This window comes from Rouxiella sp. Mn2063 (assembly GCF_049319665.1).
Taxonomy (GTDB): domain Bacteria; phylum Pseudomonadota; class Gammaproteobacteria; order Enterobacterales; family Enterobacteriaceae; genus JBMOUD01.
Genome location: NZ_JBMOUD010000023.1, coordinates 15,813 through 37,125 on the forward strand (window position 1 = coordinate 15,813; position 21,313 = coordinate 37,125).

At 48.6% G+C, this 21,313-nt stretch carries 11 protein-coding genes, 1 pseudogene and 2 CRISPR repeat arrays; of the genes and pseudogenes, 11 read left to right on the forward strand and 1 reads right to left on the reverse strand.

Annotated elements, in window-relative coordinates; translation table 11 throughout:
• Positions 1-156 precede the first annotated feature (156 nt).
• The 4 genes from ACL9RG_RS21280 to ACL9RG_RS21295 all read left to right on the forward strand — a co-directional run bounded on the left by ACL9RG_RS21280 (position 157) and on the right by ACL9RG_RS21295 (position 5,217).
• Entirely contained in the window at positions 157-1,632 is a 1,476-nt protein-coding gene (locus ACL9RG_RS21280; RefSeq protein ID WP_422794663.1) for an amino acid permease, read from the forward strand.
• A gap of 18 nt (positions 1,633-1,650) precedes the next feature.
• Entirely contained in the window at positions 1,651-2,904 is a 1,254-nt protein-coding gene (gene hisS, locus ACL9RG_RS21285) for a histidine--tRNA ligase (RefSeq protein ID WP_422794673.1), read from the forward strand.
• A gap of 322 nt (positions 2,905-3,226) precedes the next feature.
• Positions 3,227-3,919: an SDR family NAD(P)-dependent oxidoreductase gene (locus tag ACL9RG_RS21290; RefSeq protein ID WP_422794664.1), complete on the forward strand. Its 693-nt coding sequence runs from the start codon at positions 3,227-3,229 to the stop codon at positions 3,917-3,919.
• Positions 3,920-4,305: 386 nt separating this feature from the next.
• Positions 4,306-5,217, forward strand: coding sequence for a ribokinase (locus ACL9RG_RS21295; RefSeq protein WP_422794665.1), 912 nt, complete (start codon positions 4,306-4,308; stop codon positions 5,215-5,217).
• Positions 5,218-5,237: 20 nt separating this feature from the next.
• On the opposite strand, the pseudogene mtr reads toward ACL9RG_RS21295, so the two are convergent.
• Positions 5,238-6,480 (reverse strand): annotated as a pseudogene (mtr, locus tag ACL9RG_RS21300) (tryptophan permease); the annotation flags it as partial.
• Between the two features lie 731 nt (positions 6,481-7,211).
• On the opposite strand from mtr, the gene ACL9RG_RS21305 reads away from it, so the two are divergent.
• The 7 genes from ACL9RG_RS21305 to cas6f all read left to right on the forward strand — a co-directional run bounded on the left by ACL9RG_RS21305 (position 7,212) and on the right by cas6f (position 18,800).
• Positions 7,212-8,159, forward strand: coding sequence for a nucleoside hydrolase (locus ACL9RG_RS21305; RefSeq protein ID WP_422794666.1), 948 nt, complete (start codon positions 7,212-7,214; stop codon positions 8,157-8,159).
• Between the two features lie 208 nt (positions 8,160-8,367).
• Positions 8,368-10,376: a CRISPR direct-repeat array (repeat unit 28 nt; unit sequence GTTCACTGCCGTACAGGCAGCTTAGAAA).
• 218 nt (positions 10,377-10,594) lie between these two features.
• Entirely contained in the window at positions 10,595-11,575 is a 981-nt protein-coding gene (cas1f, locus tag ACL9RG_RS21310) for a type I-F CRISPR-associated endonuclease Cas1f (RefSeq protein ID WP_422794667.1), read from the forward strand.
• Positions 11,572-14,859, forward strand: a complete 3,288-nt coding sequence (cas3f, locus tag ACL9RG_RS21315; RefSeq protein WP_422794668.1) for a type I-F CRISPR-associated helicase Cas3f — start codon at positions 11,572-11,574, stop codon at positions 14,857-14,859. Before cas1f ends, cas3f begins: the two co-directional genes overlap by 4 nt.
• Before the next feature lie 25 nt (positions 14,860-14,884).
• Positions 14,885-16,228, forward strand: coding sequence for a type I-F CRISPR-associated protein Csy1 (gene csy1 / locus ACL9RG_RS21320; protein ID WP_422794669.1), 1,344 nt, complete (start codon positions 14,885-14,887; stop codon positions 16,226-16,228).
• Positions 16,225-17,193: a type I-F CRISPR-associated protein Csy2 gene (gene csy2 / locus ACL9RG_RS21325; RefSeq protein WP_422794670.1), complete on the forward strand. Its 969-nt coding sequence runs from the start codon at positions 16,225-16,227 to the stop codon at positions 17,191-17,193. The genes csy1 and csy2 overlap by 4 nt, the downstream gene beginning before the upstream one ends.
• A gap of 23 nt (positions 17,194-17,216) precedes the next feature.
• Positions 17,217-18,236, forward strand: coding sequence for a type I-F CRISPR-associated protein Csy3 (csy3, locus tag ACL9RG_RS21330; protein ID WP_422794671.1), 1,020 nt, complete (start codon positions 17,217-17,219; stop codon positions 18,234-18,236).
• A 9-nt stretch (positions 18,237-18,245) separates the two neighbouring features.
• A complete protein-coding gene (cas6f, locus tag ACL9RG_RS21335; RefSeq protein ID WP_422794672.1) occupies positions 18,246-18,800 on the forward strand; it encodes a type I-F CRISPR-associated endoribonuclease Cas6/Csy4 in 555 nt (184 codons plus the stop codon).
• Positions 18,801-18,977: 177 nt separating this feature from the next.
• A CRISPR array of direct repeats spans positions 18,978-21,226; the repeat unit is 28 nt; unit sequence GTTCACTGCCGTACAGGCAGCTTAGAAA.
• Positions 21,227-21,313 lie beyond the last annotated feature (87 nt).

Consider the following 21,313-nt stretch of genomic DNA (forward strand, 5'->3'; position numbering starts at 1 on the left):
GCCTCTTGTCTCAACGTTGCCGGTCTGTCTTCGACCACTTACCGGCAACAGCCTCTAACCTAAACAGCTGCGGCTAATGATGCAATCACTTTTAATGAAAAATCGATTGGTGAAAGTCAGCGCCAGGCTGTATCTATCCTGTGAAGAAAAAATGATATGGACTCAAATTGCCAAACCACCCACCGCATGGGTCTTGTTGCTCTAATCATTATGACAGCGTCAAATATGATGGGAAGCGGCGTATTTATGCTACCCAGTTCACTCGCACGCATTGGTTCTATTTCGATTTGGGGTTGGGCGCTAACCTTTTGTGGTGTGCTGATTTTGGCGTTGATCTTTGCCAAAATGAGCGAGATATCGCCGTGTAAAGGCGGCATTATTACCCATATTCATCATGCATTTGGCCCCTATATTGGCCTGCAAAGTACCTTATTTTACTGGCTATCAACCTGGATTGGTAACTGTGCGCTACTACTCACCGGGGTCGGTTATTTATCTTATTTTTTCCCTCTGCTGCATAACCCTGTTTATGGGGCTATCGCCTGTATTGTTCTGCTTTGGTTGTTCGTTCTGCTTGGTTTACGTGGTGCGCGTTTTATCGGTTATAGCCAATTTTTCACCGGTGGGTGCATGCTACTTGTGGTGCTCAGCGTGGGGGTGTTTGGCTGGTCATCATTTGATAGCACACGTTATTTCGCCGCCTACAATGTGACTTCCGGCAATAATCTTCATGCGATTATGGGCGCGGCCGCTATTTCAGCTTGGGGCTTTTTAGGGATTGAATCGGCTTCGGTATCTTCGGGGCAAATCGTCAATCCTAAAAGGAATATTCCACTGGCAACGTTTGGTGGATTAACCATCGCCGGACTGTGCTATGTCATCTCAAGCAATGTGATTATGGGTATTTTACCCCATCAACAACTGCTGCTCTCCAGCTCGCCTTTTGCCGACACGGCCCGACTTATTTGGGGGCCGCTGGGAGGAAAAATTATCTCTGCTTTGGCGGTCATTGCCTGTTTAGGGGCGATGCCCGGTTGGCAGATTCTGCAAACGGAAGTGCCGCGCGCTGCTGCGGAGTCTGGATTATTTCCGCGTTTTTTTGCGGAACAAAATCGCGTTGGTGTGGCCTATAAAGGCCTTATCTGTACCGCAATATTGATGACGGTTGTTCTTACATTGACGATATCTCCCAACCTACAGCAGCAGTTCAAAACTATTATCCTGCTGGCGGTTTCTGCCTGTTTATTGCCTTATGCATTCGCGGTGATTGCGCTGCCAGTGATGATGATCGCCAGGAAAACCCGTCGTGACCGTCGTTTTGTTTTTTACATCGTCTTTAGCGTGACAGGGCTGTGCTTTGTGATGATGGCGCTGCTGAGTGCCGGTGCTCAGCCGCTATTTTGGGGCATTTTTCTCCAGCTCCTGACGATCCCGCTTTACCTATGCTATTTGCTACGCCAGCAACCTTCATCTGCCCCTGCGCACTTGCCTATATCTGAACCGTTATCCATAGCTGAACCCTTGCCCACACAAAAAGATTCGCCACAGCCGGCATCCGTTGTGGCGGCCTCTTGCCAGCAACCGCGACCCGCCGGATCGCTGGCCGCTATCAAAGAAAGCAACATCTTATAAATCAACAAGGAAGGAATAATTATGAGTAAAATTCAATCTATTCGAGGAATGAAAGACGTTCTCCCCGATGAAACCCCCATTTGGCAGTGGTTAGAAAGCAAGGTGCGCAACATCACCTATCGCTACGGTTATCAAGAAATGCGTCTGCCGATCCTTGAACCTGTAGCGTTATTTGAGCGAGCCGTGGGGGAGTCGACCGATATTGTTGCCAAGGAAATGTACAATTTTCATGATAAAAGCGGTGAACACATCACATTGCGTCCCGAAGGCACCAGCGGTTGTGTGCGTGCTGTGATTGAAAACAATATGTGTTACAACAAAACTCAGCGCCTGTGGTACCAAGGCCCGATGTTCCGCTATGAAAGACCGCAAAAAGGCCGTTTGCGCCAATTTACCCAATTCGGCGTGGAAACCTTTGGCATGTCTGGTGCGGATATTGATGCTGAATTGATCTTTATGGTGCGCGATATTTTCCGCTCTTTGGGCGTGGATCAATATGTTCGTCTGGAAATCAATTCACTAGGGACGTTGCCTGAACGACTGGAGCATCGCCAGCAGCTGGTAAGCTATTTTAATCAGCATAAAGCATTGCTTGATGAAGATAGTTTGCGTCGGTTAGAGACGAATCCATTGCGGATCCTCGACAGTAAAAATCCTCAGATGCAGGAGATGATTGAAGTCGCACCGCGTTTGCTCAATTTCCTTGGGGAGGACTCCCGCCAGCACTTCGATGAGTTATGTCAGTTACTCGATGCTGCCGAGATCCCTTATATCGTTAACCCACGTTTGGTGCGCGGGCTGGATTATTATACTCGTACTGTTTTTGAGTGGATCACCGATGAATTAGGTTCCCAAGGCACGGTGTGCGGCGGTGGCCGTTACGACGGCCTGGCGGAGTTATTTGGCAGCAAAAGCTTACCGGCATCGGGTTTTGCCATCGGCATTGAACGCCTATTGTTGTTGATCCAGGCCGTTGGCGGTGACAAGCACATTAGCAATTATCCTGATATCGTAGTGACCTACGAAAACGACAAGCAAAACGTTGAAGCTTTGATGTTGGCGAATCAGCTACGAAGCAAACTGAGTCATCTTAAAATCCTCAGCGATTGCAGCGGCAATAAGATCAAGCGTCAACATGCCAATGCCTTGAAAAGCGGGTGTCGCTATATCATCACCTTGAATGCTAACCAGAAAATCGGTCTTTGGGACTTAGAGAAAAACACTAATGCGCTAAGTCCGCTAGAAGACATTATTGCTTATTTCGCGCATTGATTGATGCTTGAGGATAACTCTGGCTCCGTGTGTGCTGTGGAGCCAGTCTATTGATATCGTTATATTATGAAGAGAAATATTCTGAAGAACGCTCATCTATGGAATATACCGGTGGATAATATTCCCCGCAAAGATAATTCTGGCTCCATATCGAACCATGGTGTTCGCCAATCATAAAGCCATTTCCCTTCCGCTTAATTTATCATCAGCCAGGTTCTCTTATTGATGATGTTATGTCACTTGTGAAATGACATTCACGTTGTCGACAAATGCATCGCTGAGCCGCAAACTGAGCCGTAAGCGACCAACACCAGGAGATTTCATGAATACACAATCATATCAACCTGTCGCGTTGATTATTGGCGCTAGCCGAGGGTTAGGATTAGGGCTGACCAAACGATTTCTGGAGCGAGACTGGCAAGTGATCGCAACCGAGCGCGAAGGATCTGTTCGTCCTGAGTTGAGAAACCTTGCAGCAACTGACCCGCGCCTTAGCGTAGAAACCGTGGATATGGATAGCGATGCTTCACTGCAAGCGCTGCGCGATCGGTTATCCAAACGTTCGCTCGATTTAGTGATGGTCAATGCAGGGACTCTTGGTGATCCTGACGCACCTTTTGTGCAGCGCTTACTTGCTGTGATGCGTACAAATGTTGCTGGGGCGATGTCAGCCGTGCGTTATTTCTCCACACAGGTACGTGCTGGTGGCGTGGTGGCGGTGATGTCATCGGAGCTGGCAAGTATTACTGATAACACCAAGGGCAGATGGGAACCGTATCGCTCCAGTAAATCGGCGCTGAATCAGTCATTGCGCAGTTTTGCGGCAGAAATGCCGGATGCTTTGTGGTCACTTACGGCCGTCGCCCCTGGTTGGGTACGTACCGACATGGGAGGGCCTGATGCAATATTAGATATTGAAACCAGCACCCGTGGCGTAACGAATATGTTGATGACCCATTTTAATCAGCGCGGTATTGCGTTCCTGAATTACCAAGGAAAAACGCTAAACTGGTAAAAAAACCCACCAGATAAATTATTATCTGGTGGGTTTTTTATGCCGTAGCCTAAGATTATGCCGTTATTTTTAGAGTCAAAATTCTTCATTTACCCGTTTTTGACCGTTATTAGATAAAAGTAGCGTTATTCCTCGATTTATTGTGACTTCCCTCATGTTCTGTTAATGATGTAATTATTGGATTTCTTGTTTTTTTAATTAAAAACAATTATTTATATCGGTCATTTGTGGGTTCTCTCTGTTTGACAGCTTATTTGTGGCTGTAATAGGGTATCAGTATAAACCTGTGTTTATTCATTGAAATACATATCAGTGGTAAAGAAAGTCCAACGTATCCCATTATTAATTTCTCGCAAAGATCTCATTGCCGATAAATAGAGGTAAACATGTTTGATATTATCGTTCTTGGCAGTATTAATATGGATGTTGTCGTTAAATGCCAGGGATTCCCTAATAGTGGTGATAACTTATTTTGCCAATCTATTCGTATGACACCGGGAGGCAAAGGTAATAATCAGGCGGTCAGTGCCGGGCACTATGGTAAAAAAGTGAGCTTTATTGGCTGTGTCGGTGAGGATTCGACCGGTGAGCAACTCCGCGACAATCTACAAAAGCGCGGTATTAACACCGGCAATTTAATGACAACATCGCAATATGAAACCGGCTCATGCGTCGCGTTAATCGAGCAAAGTGGCGACAATACGTTGTTAGTAAATAAAGGCGCTAACTTCTCTTTCGGTGAACAAGAGGTGCGCAATGCGTTGCACAACCTCGAGGCTAAAATCCTGCTGATTCAGATGGAAACCCGCCAAGATGCGGTTATTACGGCGATGAAGATAGCGCGTGAAAAAGGCATGTACGTCATTCTTGATCCCGCACCGGTAGAGGGCATCACGCCTGAAGCCTTTCCTTACGCCAATCTGGTGGTGCCAAACAGCAATGAAACCCAGCACATTACCGGTATTGAAATCACCGATGTTGATAGCGCGCGGTTAGCCGCTAAAAAAATACACCAAATGGGTGCATCTGATGTCATCGTTAAAATGGGCGGGCATGGATGTCTGGTCTACCAGGATGGTCAATCTACTTTTGTTCCGGCGTTGAAAGTGACCGCAGTGGATACTGTGGGGGCTGGCGACTGTTTTGCCGGCTCGCTGGCCAGCGCGCTAGCCGATGATTTGGATTTATTAAGCGCGGTTAAATTTGCCACGGTGGCGGCGGGTATTAAGGTATCGCGCTTTGGCGGACATGAGGCAATCCCATCGCAAGAAGAGATTGAAAATGCCAGTCAGGATTGACTGGCATGGATGCGCCACGATTACGAATACGTCGGCAGCAGGTGGAAGGTGGCCAGCAGTTGCGCCACGATATTAAGCACGCCAAAAAACAGGATCAGTACAATCATTGGCGTACCACCCCACACGCGAAAACGCGGGCTGCCGAAACGCTGGCGTGAGGCGCGCGCTAACAGCGCAGGCACGATAGCTGCCCAAATGGTCGCGGCAAAGCCCGCAAAACCAATCGCATAGATAAAGCCATTCGGGTAGAGCCATCCACCGATAATCGGCGGTGCAAAGGTGAACAGCGCGGTTTTAAAACGCCCCATCTTGCTATCATCAAATTTCAGCAAATCGGCCAGATAATCAAACAATCCCAGGGTCACGCCGAGGAAAGAACTGGCGACAGCAAAGTTAGAGAAGATAGTCAGCAGCAGGTCCATCGACTTGCTATTGAGCATGCTGCCCAGGGTGCTTATCAGCGCATCGATATTGCCCCCTTTGGCGGCAACCGCAATAAACTCGGGCCTTGGGATATTGCCCATCGTACAAATCAGCCAGATGATATACAGCGCCAGCGCGATAAGTGTGCCGAGGATCAGACTGGTGCTGATGCGCTTAGGATTTTTACCATAATGCTTCATCAGGCTTGGCACGTTACCGTGGTAGCCGAAAGAGGCGAGGGCGAAAGGCAGTGTCATGAGCAAATAGGGCAAGTAGCTCGGGTTGCTTTCACTGAGATTAAACAGTTTCACCGGCTCGACGTGGTGCAACAGGCTGCCAAAGGTCATAAAGAAGGTCAGTACTTTAGCACCGAGCACAATCGTGGTCATGCGGCTGACGGCGGTGGTGCTCAGCCAGACAATAAAGGCGACGGCCAACGCAAAGACTAAACCACCTGCTCGCGCAGAGGAATCTATCCCCATCTCATTAAGCGTATGCTGAATCACCGAGCCACTGGCGGAGATATAAGCGTAGGTCAGGATATACAACACGAAGGCAATCGCCAGCCCGTTCAGAATATTCCAGCCGTTGCCTAGCAGATCTTTGGTGATGGTATTAAAGCTCGACCCAATCCGATAATTGAGGTTAGCTTCTAAAATCATCAGCCCGGAATGCAGCATGCAAAACCAGGTAAACACTAAAACGGCAATGGCCCAGTAGAACCAGATACCCGACATCACGACCGGCAGAGAAAACATTCCCGCGCCGACGATGGTGCCGCTAATAATCATCACGCCGCCCATCAATGAGTGATTTTTGGGTGGTTGAGCGGGAGGCGCTTCAGATTTGGAATAAGCCATAGCTTGTTGTCCTTAAATGGCCGGGCCTTGAAGCAATATGATGACATACTCTCTTTACGGAGGAGCTTCAGACAAGGTGAGATAATCGGTCGTGTTAACGTGCGGGGAGGATTCTAGCCTAATTGGTACGCCGGAGATATCACCGAAATCATAAGCAGGCCAAATATGATGTAAAATTGCTCATCACCTTCAATGTATTTTAAAACCAAGGTAAATATATCAGGCTCTGTAATTTATATTTATTAACGCATATATTTTATAATAAATAAGCTATTAATTATCTTAATGGCGAGTCATGTTAATTATTGGACTTTTTCTTACCTATTATATAAAAGTGAATAAAAAATGATGATCAGCCCGCCAGCATGTTGCAGATTTAACAATCGTTAACCTGTTGTTTTGTTTGTAATCATTTGTTTATTATGAGGTTCATCACATTTTCGAGCTTGATAAGGCATTAACCTAATCAGTCATCTTGCACTGCTATGATGCAATGCCATTGATTTGAATAATCTTTTATAGCAAGAGAACGATAAGAGATTGTTATTAGTAAAATATGAGGCTGTTAGTCATTATAGGACTGGATTTTCAGTTGCTTGATGAGGTATTGACTCTGAATCGCTGAGAAATGCAGATATTGCTTTTATACTAAGAGCCTATCCTAATAGGCATTATTGCTGCAAACAGTGCTTTACACCAAGGAAACGAGACATGGTTAAGAAGATTATTCTAGATTGCGATCCTGGGCACGATGATGCTATCGCACTCTTGTTGGCCCACGGTAACCCTGAAATCGAACTATTAGCTGTCACTACAGTAGCGGGTAACCAAACTATCGAGAAAGTGACGCATAACGCCTTAGCGATTGCGCGTATTGCCAATATTACCGGCGTTCCTTTTGCCGCTGGCGCCACGCGTCCGCTGGTGCGTCAAGCCGAAGTTGCGGCCAGCATTCACGGTGAAACTGGTTTAGATGGCACCGAACTGCCTGAGCCAACGTTAGCTTTAGAACCGATTCATGCGGTTGATTTAATTATCAATACCATCATGTCACACCCGCCGAAAACCGTGACCTTAGTACCAACGGGTGTGCTGAGTAATATCGCACTGGCTGCCCGTAAAGAGCCGCGCATTGTCGAAAGAGTAAAAGAAGTGGTGCTGATGGGCGGCGGTTACCATACCGGCAACTGGAGCGCGGTAGCTGAATTTAATATCAAGATTGACCCAGAAGCGGCGCATATCGTTTTCAATGAGAAATGGCCAATCACCATGGTTGGGTTAGATCTTACTCACCAGGCGCTAGCCACCCCAGAAGTGATTGAAAAAATCGCCGCGGTAGGTACCAAACCCGCCAGCTTTGTACTCGATTTGCTGCGCTTCTTCACCAAAACCTGCAAAGAAGCACAGGGCTTTGATTACCCGCCGGTACATGATCCTTGCGCGGTCGCTTATGTCATTGACCCGAACGTGATGACCGTGCAAAAAGTGCCGGTCAATATCGAACTCACCGGCACGTTAACTCTAGGGATGACGGTGGCAGACTTTAGGGCGAACGCATCGAAAGATTGCCATACGCAGGTCGCGGTAAAATTGAATCACGGCTATTTCTGGGATTTAGTCGTCGATGCTTTAGAGCGCATCGGTGAAGTCGAAAGCTAATCCCCGCTATCCCCAATAAGCCCCTTAATTCCATAACGCCGCTGGTGGCGTTATGGATAATCCCATCAGCTTTCTATTAACCCTTTTTTTTCGACCGATGCTAACCCATTGATTTTAGGCTGTGCATATTACTGTTTAAAAAAAGGGGTAAAGACGAAATTTGCTTCTAACTTATTATCCGTTATACCTTTATCCGGGTTTTATAACGGTTCACTGCCGTACAGGCAGCTTAGAAACGTAGTAAACGCAGATGTTGGCCTTACTGATTGGTTCACTGCCGTACAGGCAGCTTAGAAAAATCGATAAAACCTATTTATAACCCCAGGAAAGTTCACTGCCGTACAGGCAGCTTAGAAATCATCAGCTACCCGACCGGGTTAACATCGCATGTTCACTGCCGTACAGGCAGCTTAGAAAATTTGTAAATCACTCCTGCCTTGCGAATATCAGTTCACTGCCGTACAGGCAGCTTAGAAAGAGTAGGTCAGTTTGGACATCCATTCGTAAGTGTTCACTGCCGTACAGGCAGCTTAGAAAGTGAATATTCAAAGCTAACGCTATCACATCCTGTTCACTGCCGTACAGGCAGCTTAGAAAACGATGATAGCTCTTTGTTAGGGCCAATCTTTGTTCACTGCCGTACAGGCAGCTTAGAAAATACCAATCTGTATCAGCACCAAGATCTGGAAGTTCACTGCCGTACAGGCAGCTTAGAAATGTGCTGCTGATGACTGCTCACCACCTGTAGGGTTCACTGCCGTACAGGCAGCTTAGAAATTTCGCTGGATCAATAGGCTCAACATGAAAACGTTCACTGCCGTACAGGCAGCTTAGAAAACTGAGCCTCTACGCGCTGCTGTTCAAACTGAGTTCACTGCCGTACAGGCAGCTTAGAAATGGCTGAAATATTTCGTAGCTCGCGCCAGCTAGTTCACTGCCGTACAGGCAGCTTAGAAATGAAAGCTCGATTGACCTTTATGAGTTGTACCGTTCACTGCCGTACAGGCAGCTTAGAAAGTGACGCTTTTTGGCGAAGACGGTTCGGAAACGTTCACTGCCGTACAGGCAGCTTAGAAATTCAATTCCCTCGATAGTATCGGCGATTAGATGTTCACTGCCGTACAGGCAGCTTAGAAAAGGCTGCACAGCACCACATTCGAAATTACAAGGTTCACTGCCGTACAGGCAGCTTAGAAAGCTGAGTCAGGTACATCAAAAGGACGACTGTAGTTCACTGCCGTACAGGCAGCTTAGAAATGCTTGAGGGGCAGTCAAACGGAAAAGTGATCGTTCACTGCCGTACAGGCAGCTTAGAAAACGATAGTCAGAATCGATCACACCCACACAGTGTTCACTGCCGTACAGGCAGCTTAGAAAATCAATTGTCATAAGGTCTGGAGATAGGGCGAGTTCACTGCCGTACAGGCAGCTTAGAAATATCGGTAAAATTTTATACGCTATATACTATCGTTCACTGCCGTACAGGCAGCTTAGAAAAGCTTGCAGGAAAATATGCGGAGTCTCCAGATGTTCACTGCCGTACAGGCAGCTTAGAAAGATCTGCTGATGCAGTTGTGAGTCATTCATGAGTTCACTGCCGTACAGGCAGCTTAGAAATGCAGCCAACCGTTGAATTGCGACTCCAAGTCGTTCACTGCCGTACAGGCAGCTTAGAAAAACAGCTTGCCGTATGTACCAGGCGTTAAATTGTTCACTGCCGTACAGGCAGCTTAGAAATCTTCCGCCTAATCGGAAATTTTCAATTGGGTGTTCACTGCCGTACAGGCAGCTTAGAAAAATGGCAGCCAGTCTGGGTATGGTATTGCCATGTTCACTGCCGTACAGGCAGCTTAGAAATGCTGCACGGCGGGCGAGGCGATAAAGAAAACGTTCACTGCCGTACAGGCAGCTTAGAAAAATGAAGCTTAGGAAGAGATATACCACATACAGTTCACTGCCGTACAGGCAGCTTAGAAAATTCAAGGTCATGAATTTAGGTTTAGGCTTAAGTTCACTGCCGTACAGGCAGCTTAGAAACAGGCGCTTGGGGAATATCTGGTCACGCACAAGTTCACTGCCGTACAGGCAGCTTAGAAAACCGCGTTAACGTAGGCGCTGAGCTTCACGCTGTTCACTGCCGTACAGGCAGCTTAGAAATCATCGAAACTTACATCTGGAAAATCACCAAGGTTCACTGCCGTACAGGCAGCTTAGAAAAACTCAAAACGAAGATATAAAAGAATTAATCAGTTCATTGCTGCACAGGCAGAAAAATAAGCTATAACTATTATCGACGTGATAATCGGTCATTTAGTGATGGCGATTTAGCTTTGCGTTGATGTCCAATATAGTCGTATTTATTAAACGAATATTTAACTCTTTTTATTTAATGCCGATAACCAATAAATCTTAGTCCCGGTAAGGAAACCTATTTCATGAGTGAAGCCTTTCGGCCCAGTGAACTTAAAACTATTCTGCATTCAAAGCGCGCGAATATTTATTATCTGCAATATTGCCGGGTGTTGGTTAACGGTGGCCGGGTTGAATATGTCACTGATGAAGGCAAACAATCGCTGTATTGGAATATCCCTATCGCTAATACGTCGGTAGTGATGCTGGGCACCGGCACATCGGTCACGCAGGCGGCAATGCGGGAATTTGCACGCGCCGGTGTATTAGTTGGTTTTTGCGGCGGCGGCGGGACACCGTTATTTGCGGCCAATGAAGTGGAAGTTAATGTCTCTTGGTTAACCTCGCAAAGCGAATATCGCCCCACGGAATATCTACAAGATTGGGTAAGCTTTTGGTTTGATGACCAAAAGCGTCTGGCGGCTGCTATTGCGTTTCAGCGTATCCGCGCGCAGCAAATTCGCACGCAATGGCTAGGCTTATCGATGAGCCGTGAAGACAAATGGCACATAGAGGCGTCAGCTCTTGAAGCATTATTACAGCGTTTTGAGCGTAGTTTTGTGCAATGCAGCACGCTCAATGATCTGATGGCCCAGGAAGCCGTATTAACCAAAGGCTTGTATAAGCTGGTGGCAACTTCCAGCGGATACGGTGATTTTACCCGTGCTAAGCGTGGCGGCGGCGTAGATGTGGCAAATCGCTATCTCGACCACGGTAATTATTTGGCCTATGGCCTGGCGGCTACGGCGGTGTGGGTTATTGGTTTACCCCACGGTTTGGCGGTGATGCACGGAAAAACCCGACGCGGAGGATTAGTGTTCGACGTTGCGGATATCATCAAAGATGCATTGATTCTGCCGCAGGCCTTTATTGCCGCAATGGAAGGCGATGATGAGCAGGCGTTTCGTCAGCGCTGCCTGAATAGATTCCAGCAGGCAGAAGCCTTAGATGTGATGATTGATTCCCTGCAAAGCGTTGCTAAAGACTATAGCCAGGTTGGCCGATGAATATTTTGCTGATTTCGCAATGTAATAAAAGAGCTTTGGTGGAAACTCGACGCGTGTTAGATCAGTTTGCCGAAAGAAAAGGGGAAAGAACCTGGCAAACGGCCATCACATTAGAAGGGCTAAAAACATTACGCATGTTATTAAAGAAAACGGCGCGACGAAATACTGCTGTGGCCTGTCATTGGATAAAATCCAATAATCAATCTGAAGTAATATGGATAGTCGGTAATATTCGCCAATTTAATGATAAAGGCAGCGTGCCAACCAACCGTACCGGGCGCGATATACTAAAAACTCAGAGCGAAAACCAATGGCACAGCGCGGAGGCGATTCGTTTATTAGCGGCGATTGCCGGGTTATTTCATGATGTTGGTAAAGCCAATCGCTTATTTCAGAATAAATTAAACAAAGCGGGTGGCCCGAACAGTAAACGTTATGAGCCTTATCGCCATGAATGGATATCACTGCGATTTTTTCAGGCGTTTGTTGACGATAAAAATGACCAACAGTGGCTAGCGGCTTTGCAGGATATTAAGGCCGAAGATGAAGCGGCGATATTATCAGTACTGAAACGACAAACGGAGGAAATAGCCAGCCCGTTTAATCGTTTGCCGCCGATAGCCCAGGTGGTTGCCTGGCTGATTATCTCTCACCACCGCTTGCCGGTATATCCGCATCTCGAGAGTTATAACAATCATCCCCCGCTAGAAAAAATCGATGAGTGGCTGACTTTTAGCTTTGAACACCATTGGAACAGCACTAATAAAGATCAACCCTGGGGAGATGATGAGTTAAAAGCCGTCTGGCAGTTCCCACACGGCACGCCACTGCGCAGTCAAACCTGGCGCAGCAAGGCGCAAAAATTTGCTCTGCGCGCGAATCAACTCTCTTCGCTGTCGGCATTTAGCCAGCTATTAACTCAGCCTTTCACCTGCCATATGGCGCGCCTGGCCTTGATGCTGGCCGATCACTATTACTCATCTCGCGAGGCGACGACCGGTTGGCATGACGTGAGTTACCCGGTCTGGGCCAATACCGACCGTAAAACTGGCGCGCTTAAGCAGGCGCTGGATGAGCACAATATTGGCGTCAGCCAGAATGCTTATTTACTCGGGCGCAGCCTGCCGACTTTGCGCGAGAGTTTACCGGCAATAACCCGCCATAAAGATTTTAAAAAACGTAGCGAGAATAAAGCCTTTCGCTGGCAGGACAATGCCTACGATACTGCCTGTGCATTGCGGGAACGCTCGGTTGAACAAGGTTTTTTCGGCATTAATATGGCGTCAACCGGCTGCGGCAAAACGCTGGCCAATGCGCGAATTATGTATGGCTTAGCCGACGAGACGCGCGGCTGTCGTTTTTCTATTGCGCTGGGGCTGCGTACTTTAACGCTGCAAACCGGCGATGCGCTACGCGAAAAGCTGCATCTTGAAAACGATGATTTAGCGGTATTGATCGGCTCACAATCGGTGACGCAGTTACATCAACTGGCTAAAGATAGTGTAATTGCGGCAGATTTTGGTAGCCAATCGGCCGAAGCGTTGTTCGCTGAACATCAATATGTTCGTTATGACGGCAGTCTTGACGACGGGCGATTAAGTCAGTGGTTAAAAAGCGACGATAAGCTACATAAACTGATCAGCGCGCCGATTCTGGTGACCACTATTGATCACCTGATTTCGGCGACCGAAGGAACGCGCGGTGGTAAGCAGATTGCCCCAATGCTGCGGTTGCTGACCTCCGATTTAGTGCTCGATGAGCCGGACGACTTTGATATCAACGATTGCCACGCGTTATGCCGCTTGGTGAATTGGGCCGGAATGCTGGGCTCGCGGGTGCTGGTGTCTTCTGCCACCTTACCACCGGCATTAATTCAGGCGCTATTTGCCTCCTATCGTGCGGGGCGAATAGAGTATCAGCGCGCCTGTGGTCGCCCAGGATTACCCGTCAATATTTGTTGCGCCTGGTTTGATGAGTTCCATGTTGAAGCCAGCGATAATCCCGATGGCAAAAGTTTTCAGCAGCAGCACCTCAAGTTTATTTCGCAACGAGTGCCAAAGCTGTTAGCTGAGCCCAAGCTGCGTTTGGGGATGATTGCTGCGGTGACAGAGAGTAGCACACGGCAAAACGAGGTGCTGGATGCGGTCGCCGCAACCATCAGCCAGTCGATAATGCAACTGAGCCAACAACATTATCAAGTCCATCCGACCAGCAACAAAACCGTATCAGTCGGACTGGTACGTATTGCCAATATCAATCCGCTGGTGGCGGTGGCGCTACGCTTATTTTCCCAGCCGTCGGTAGAAAACACCCGTATTCATTACTGTGTGTATCACAGCCGTCATCCGTTGGCGGTGCGATCCTATATTGAGCAACGCCTGGATGCGTTGCTAATGCGTCACGACCAACAGGCGTTGTGGCGGGTTGATGAAGTTCAGCAGGCATTAACGCAGCACCCCGAACAGCACCATATCTTTGTGGTACTTGCCACCTCGGTTGCCGAAGTAGGGCGAGATCACGATTACGACTGGGCGATAGCCGAACCAAGCTCAATGCGCTCGTTGATTCAGTTAGCCGGGCGTGTTCAGCGTCATCGCAAGCAAGCCCCCGCGCAGCCGAATGTGCATATTTTGCATAAAAATATCCGTGCGCTGAAACAGACGGCTCTTGAGCATCCTGCCTATAACAAACCGGGATTTGAAACCAAAACGACGCTGCTAGCCAGCCACGATATGAACAACCTTCTGCGCCCCGATCAATATGAAACCATTACGGCTATCCCGAGAATGTTGGAAAGTGGCGAGCCTAATCCTAAAGATAATCTGGTGGATTTAGAGCACGACAGACTGTGGCGAGAGCTGCTCGCCCGAGGCATGACCAGCCCTGACACTGAATGCGCAGCACTATGGTGGCGCAATAAAGTCAGCTGGTGCGGTGAAATGCAGCGCCGCCAGCCGTTTCGTCAATCCCGTCCGCAAGAGCAACACTTTTTATGGATTGACGATGAAGACGAGGAGCCGAAATTTAAATTCTTTGATAAGGACAATGAATTTGGCAAAGAGAGCGCCTGCTTTATAGATAAGCCTACTGAGTTATCGATGGCAGCAGGTGTGAGTTGCTGGATAGCAACGGATTACCATCGGGTTTATCAACAACTGGTCGATAAGCTTGATAAAGAGTGGTGGCAAGTGAGCCGGCTATTTGGCGAGCTCAATTTGCCAACCAATGACAAACAACGATGGAGCTGGCACCCGGTGTTAGGAGTGTTTGGCGCATTGGAATAACTAACGTTGTTTAAAAGGAGGCGCAATGGATGGAAGTGAATTAAGTCAGTTCATCACCGACTATATCGCAGGCCGCAAGCAGCCCAAGCTTGAGGCTTTCGATAAAGAGAGTGAAAAAATGCAGGCGGCAGAAACCGACCCGGAACGGCTGGCGTTGCTTAAGCAACAACGGCTGGAAGAGCGTTTGGCGCTGGAGCAGCGTTATCAGCCTAATGCCTGGCTGAGTGATGCGGCTGCGCGTGCCGGGCAAATTAGTCTGGTGACGCACGCGCTGAAATTTACCCACAGCGATGCTAAAGGCAGCAGTGTATTCAGCACGTTTTCAGTCGATGAAACCGCTTATCTCTCCAGCCTGACGATTCGCGAACCGGCAATTGATGCGGTGGGGAACGCCGCGGCTCTTGATGTTGCCAAGCTGCTGCAAACCGAATATCAGGGCGACTCATTGCTGGCTAGCCTGCGCCGCGATGATTACCGCGCTTTGCAGCCGTTTGCTGAAAACGCGGGGCAGCTTGAACAGTGGGTGAGCGGTTTTAAAGCATCACTTTCTGATAAACAGCTAAGCTCGCATAAACTGGCTAAACAGATCTATTTCCCGCTCAATGCGCGCGGTGAATATCATCTTCTTAGTCCGCTTTATTCCTCTTCTCTGGCCGATGCGCTGTATAAAACAATCAATGACACGCGCTTTAGCGAGGAGTCGAAAGCACTGCGTAAAGCCCGGCGCGAGAAACGCTGGCGACAGGGTGTGGCGGTGGACTACCCGCAGCTTGCGGTGCAAAGCATCGGCGGCACCAAACCGCAGAATATCTCTTATCTAAATAGCACCCGCGGCGGTAAATCCTATTTATTACGCTGTGCGCCACCGGAGTGGCAGCAGGTTTTGCAGCCGCCAGCGCAGCACGACTCGATTTTTAGCCATGTATTATCGGGTTTAGCGGGAACGGCGATTTGGCAGCTTAAACGCTATTTAATCAGCGTCGCAAAGCTCTCCAATACCATGGAGATTCGTCAACAGCGGGCGCAGTTAGTCGATGACATTATCGGCATCATTTTCAACTATGTCGCTGAAATTCAATCCATATCCGGTATTCAAGGCTGGAGCCGCGCAGAAGACTGCAAGCTTAAGTTATCGCAGCAGCTGTGGCTCGATCCTCTTCGCCAAGACGTTGACCCCGCTTTCAAACTGGATCGCGAAAAGGGCGACTGGCAGAAGGAGATCGCCAACGATTTTGCTTACTGGATAACCCGCCGATTGAATAAAGTCGACACGTTGGCGATGGGTAGGGTGGAGTTTAGGGAGCTTTCCGGCCTTTTCTATCGCCGGTTGCGTGAGTTCGATGCCGGTCGATTGGAGATTGCATCATGAGTTATCTAATTGTCATCCCTCATTTGCGGGTAGAAAACGCTAATGCTATTTCCGGGCTGACGTATGGCTTCCCGGCAATGACCCATTTTCTGGGTTTTATGCATGCGCTGTCGCGTAAAACCCAGGCCGCTTATGAGCTAACCCTTTCCGGCTGCGGCGTGGTGTGCCATCACCAGCAGATCCAAGCCTATCGCCCTAACAACTGGAGCGATTACTCGTTTGCGCTTACTCGCAATCCGTTAACCAAAGAAGCCAAAACCGCTGCCTTTAATGAAGAAGGCCGGATGCATATGACGGTCACGCTGTTTATTAAATGTGAGGGCAGTATCGCGCATGGTGATGCCGGTAGCGCGCAGGTGGCCGAGTTTCTACAAACTCAGTGTGTGATGCAGCGATTGGCGGGCGGCACCATTGTTTCAATGGGTAAAGTGCGGGTGATGAGTTTGCCAAGCGGTGATGATGCTTTGACGGATTTCACCCGCCGGGAAATGTATCGCTCCCTGCCGGGATTTGCGCTGGTGGATCGCAGCGAGTATCTGGCCGAGCATGTTAGCAAATTGCAACAACAGAACCCGGATGCCCAGATGCTCGATGCCTGGCTCGATTTTGCCGCGCTGAAAACGCATGCCATTGCCAAAGAGGGAAATGAGCAGCCGCAGGAGGGCGACGAGGCGCAGTGGGAATATCTGCCGAAACCACAAAACGGTTATCTGGTGCCGCTTATGGTCGGCTACCGCGCCATTTCGCCGGTTTATTCCCCCGGGGAAGTAGATAAAACCCGCGATCCTTCGCTGCCGTTTTGCTTTGCTGAAGCCTTATATGGCGTTGGCGAGTGGCGCAGCCCGCATCGTATTCACGATATTAACCAACTGTTCTGGCACTACCAGCATGATGACGGGCGCTATCTATGTGGCCCGCAGCAACCGGTAACAGAAGAGCATTTAGTTTTTGACTACTTAGACTAATCATCAAGCACAAGGAAAGTATAATGAGCAAAGCAACTGTAAAAACCGCCTCTGTTTTAGCTTTTGAGCGCAAGTTAGCCAATTCTGACGGCTTGATGTTTGCCGGTAATTGGCAGCAGCGCGAACAATCTGCCTCTTGGCAGGCCGTCATCGTGCAGGAAAAAGCGGTGCGCGGTACCATTTCCAACCGTATGAAAACGGCGTTAAGCAGCGATCCGCTTAAGGTTGATGCTGAGATCCAAAAAGCCAACCTGCAACGTGTTGATGTTGCCGCTTTGCCGTTTGACGCTGATACATTGAAACTCACCTTTACCCTGCGCGTATTGGGCAACCTTTCTGTGCCGTCGGTCTGTAACGATCAGGATTATCAGGCAGCCCTCAGCGAGGTGGTGGACGGTTATCGCACACAGCACGGTTTCGGGGTATTGGCTGCGCGTTATGCCGAAAACATTGCCAACGGTCGTTTCCTATGGCGTAACCGTGTCGGTGCCGAGGATATCGCGGTTAAGGTCACGCATAACGATCGTAGCTGGCATTTTGATGCGACAACCTTAAATCTGCGTCAGTTTAGTCAGCCACAGGGTGATTTGGCCGAGCTGGCAAAGGTGATTGAACAAGGCTTAAGCGGAGACGGGTCGAACTTGTTAACGGTTGAGGCTTTTGTCCGTTTAGGCGCAGGGCAAGAAGTCTTCCCCTCACAGGAACTGGTGCTCGACAACAGCCGTGACAGCAAAAAGAGCAAAATTTTGTATCAGGTTGGCGATGTCGCTGCGCTGCATTCACAAAAAATTGGTAATGCCCTGCGCACAATTGACGATTGGTATCCTGATGCGGTTGAACTGGCGCTGGGGCCAATCGCGGTTGAACCTTATGGTTCGGTTACCAGCCGCGGTAAAGCGTATCGCCAGCCAAAACAAAAGATGGATTTCTACACCCTGTTAGATAACTGGGTGACGAAAAATCAACAGCCGGAAGTGGTGCAACAACACTACGTGATGGGGATCTTGATTCGCGGCGGCGTATTTGGCGAGAAAAGCGAATAAGAGGTCACTATGGACAGCTATCTGGATATTCGTGTCTTGCCCGATCCTGAGTTTACCGCTCAGGCTCTGCTTGATGCGCTGTTCGCCAAATTGCACCGTGCGTTAGGCCAACATGCCGCTGGCGGCATCGGCATCAGTTTTCCGCAGGCGGGCAAAAACCTCGGCGACAAACTGCGGTTGCACGGCACTTCTGCGGCGTTAGCGGCCTTGCAGCAGTTGAACTGGCTAAAAGGGCTGGGGGATTATACCGAATGCTCGGCAATACTCCCGGTGCCTGCGACGGCCAAACATCGGACGATCTGCCGGGTGCAGGTGAAAAGCAATGCCGAGAGATTACGTCGACGTTCCGTTAAAAAAGGCTGGCTGACGCAAGAAGAAGCGCTGCAACGCATCCCCGACAACGTGTCGCAGCGCAGCAAACTGCCGTTTGTTAATGTCAAAAGCCTGTCTACTGGCGAGCGTTACCCGTTATTTATCCGTCAGGGTGAGATTCGGGAGCAGGCCACCCCAGGTGAGTTCAGCAGTTATGGGCTCAGCGCCACCGCCACCGTGCCTTGGTTCTAACCTCTACGTTAACGTCCTGCTTATCAGCAGGACGTTAACGTGTTCAGACCCTTTTTTTTCGGCACTCGCTAAGTTATTGATAATTCGATACGCAAAACGTTGAGAATAAAAAAGGGGTAAAGCGTTATTTTTGCTTTAACTCTTTGGAAGTTAATCGCTATTTGGTATTTTCTAACAGTTCACTGCCGTACAGGCAGCTTAGAAAATTAGATGCCGCTCCCTGGTGGATTATCAAACGTTCACTGCCGTACAGGCAGCTTAGAAATCTACGGAAGATAGACATGTTTTTTCCTCTAGGTTCACTGCCGTACAGGCAGCTTAGAAAGTTGCTCAATTTTGCATTAATACTGTCAGAGCGTTCACTGCCGTACAGGCAGCTTAGAAATGATTTCACTACAGATCCTTACGCTAGTTATCGTTCACTGCCGTACAGGCAGCTTAGAAAGGTTGAGTAGTGATGTCTTTAGCTTCAAGAGTGTTCACTGCCGTACAGGCAGCTTAGAAAGTAAGCTGAAAACCCATCAAGCAATGCTCGCTGTTCACTGCCGTACAGGCAGCTTAGAAAGAAATGACCTCAATTCAGAAATACAGAAAGGCGTTCACTGCCGTACAGGCAGCTTAGAAAGATCCGCGCCGAGTCAGTCTGATTCACGATGTGTTCACTGCCGTACAGGCAGCTTAGAAAAATGAAGGTCTGCCAGTGGTGGAAGTCACCCAGTTCACTGCCGTACAGGCAGCTTAGAAATCTTCGCTGTCTGCAATTCTATCTCTAGCTATGTTCACTGCCGTACAGGCAGCTTAGAAACATTGGCGCAGAAGGCAAAGACGCCGACAACTGTTCACTGCCGTACAGGCAGCTTAGAAACGGTTGGAACTGGCACTGGCGACACAGGGGTTGGTTCACTGCCGTACAGGCAGCTTAGAAAAGGTTACAAAATAGTCAATTTTCAAAAGTCGAGTTCACTGCCGTACAGGCAGCTTAGAAAAAGTGAGTTTGTGGAATATGAAACAACAATCAGTTCACTGCCGTACAGGCAGCTTAGAAAATTCCGTTAAGCAAAAACTCTTTATCATACAGGTTCACTGCCGTACAGGCAGCTTAGAAATTTCCACAAACTGAATACTAACGCGTCACAAAGTTCACTGCCGTACAGGCAGCTTAGAAAGGAAACAATAATGACATTTCCTATTCTGTAACGTTCACTGCCGTACAGGCAGCTTAGAAATTGAGTCTCCACTCTAACCCCAGTGGGTTGACGTTCACTGCCGTACAGGCAGCTTAGAAATTTTATGCGCCCCATTGCTTTATTATAAATTTGTTCACTGCCGTACAGGCAGCTTAGAAAAAGGTCATCGGCCAAGCCATCCAGGTATCCTCGTTCACTGCCGTACAGGCAGCTTAGAAATGATATTTGAACCGGTAAACTGCAACTTACCCGTTCACTGCCGTACAGGCAGCTTAGAAAACTGGCGAAACTGGCTGGGTAGCCCGCACAGAGTTCACTGCCGTACAGGCAGCTTAGAAAGTCCCGGTGGACATCGTAACACCGAACCCTGTGTTCACTGCCGTACAGGCAGCTTAGAAATGATAAATCTTCCCTAGAAAATAAAATAGATGGTTCACTGCCGTACAGGCAGCTTAGAAAGATTATCGCAGCAGCAGGCGGCCCGGGCGCATGTTCACTGCCGTACAGGCAGCTTAGAAACACGGCGGTTCACAACGCGGGTTCCAATGTTCGTTCACTGCCGTACAGGCAGCTTAGAAATACGATATTGAAACATACCCTAATACTTTCACGTTCACTGCCGTACAGGCAGCTTAGAAAGATCGCACAACCGTTGTTCCAGGTAGCCCATTGTTCACTGCCGTACAGGCAGCTTAGAAAAGAACAAATCGGACGGTAAATTACGGATACATGTTCACTGCCGTACAGGCAGCTTAGAAAGATAAGTGACGGTGAGATTATCGCAGCGATGGGTTCACTGCCGTACAGGCAGCTTAGAAACTGGGTGATAACACCAATGTGCAAATTGACATGTTCACTGCCGTACAGGCAGCTTAGAAATGCGTCCCGAATAAATTACCTGACGACTGTATGTTCACTGCCGTACAGGCAGCTTAGAAAACTGAAAAATTATCCCAGATGGCAATTTTTGGGTTCACTGCCGTACAGGCAGCTTAGAAATCTATCTCGCCACACCAGGACTGTTTTTGTTGGTTCACTGCCGTACAGGCAGCTTAGAAACAAAACGGCGCAATAACTAAACAGCAATAACGGTTCACTGCCGTACAGGCAGCTTAGAAACTGAATATAGGTTTGCTGCTGAGTTCCCGGTCGTTCACTGCCGTACAGGCAGCTTAGAAAATAGTTTGCGGGGCTAAGCCTCCCACTACATAGTTCACTGCCGTACAGGCAGCTTAGAAAGGCATGTATACTGTCAACAACGGGTTAAAAGTGATCCACTTTTCATCATCACCAACGGTTCAATATTGATCCACCGTTTTACTCAGG

What these genes read in the sequence shown, in the direction of transcription:
- ACL9RG_RS21280 (WP_422794663.1), top strand. Translation starts at nt 157, where the DNA reads ATGGACTCAAATTGCCAAACCACCCACCGCATGGGTCTTGTTGCTCTA.
- ACL9RG_RS21290 (WP_422794664.1), top strand. Translation starts at nt 3,227, where the DNA reads ATGAATACACAATCATATCAACCTGTCGCGTTGATTATTGGCGCTAGC.
- ACL9RG_RS21295 (WP_422794665.1), top strand. Translation starts at nt 4,306, where the DNA reads ATGTTTGATATTATCGTTCTTGGCAGTATTAATATGGATGTTGTCGTT.
- ACL9RG_RS21305 (WP_422794666.1), top strand. Translation starts at nt 7,212, where the DNA reads ATGGTTAAGAAGATTATTCTAGATTGCGATCCTGGGCACGATGATGCT.
- cas1f (WP_422794667.1), top strand. Translation starts at nt 10,595, where the DNA reads ATGAGTGAAGCCTTTCGGCCCAGTGAACTTAAAACTATTCTGCATTCA.
- cas3f (WP_422794668.1), top strand. Translation starts at nt 11,572, where the DNA reads ATGAATATTTTGCTGATTTCGCAATGTAATAAAAGAGCTTTGGTGGAA.
- csy1 (WP_422794669.1), top strand. Translation starts at nt 14,885, where the DNA reads ATGGATGGAAGTGAATTAAGTCAGTTCATCACCGACTATATCGCAGGC.
- csy2 (WP_422794670.1), top strand. Translation starts at nt 16,225, where the DNA reads ATGAGTTATCTAATTGTCATCCCTCATTTGCGGGTAGAAAACGCTAAT.
- csy3 (WP_422794671.1), top strand. Translation starts at nt 17,217, where the DNA reads ATGAGCAAAGCAACTGTAAAAACCGCCTCTGTTTTAGCTTTTGAGCGC.
- cas6f (WP_422794672.1), top strand. Translation starts at nt 18,246, where the DNA reads ATGGACAGCTATCTGGATATTCGTGTCTTGCCCGATCCTGAGTTTACC.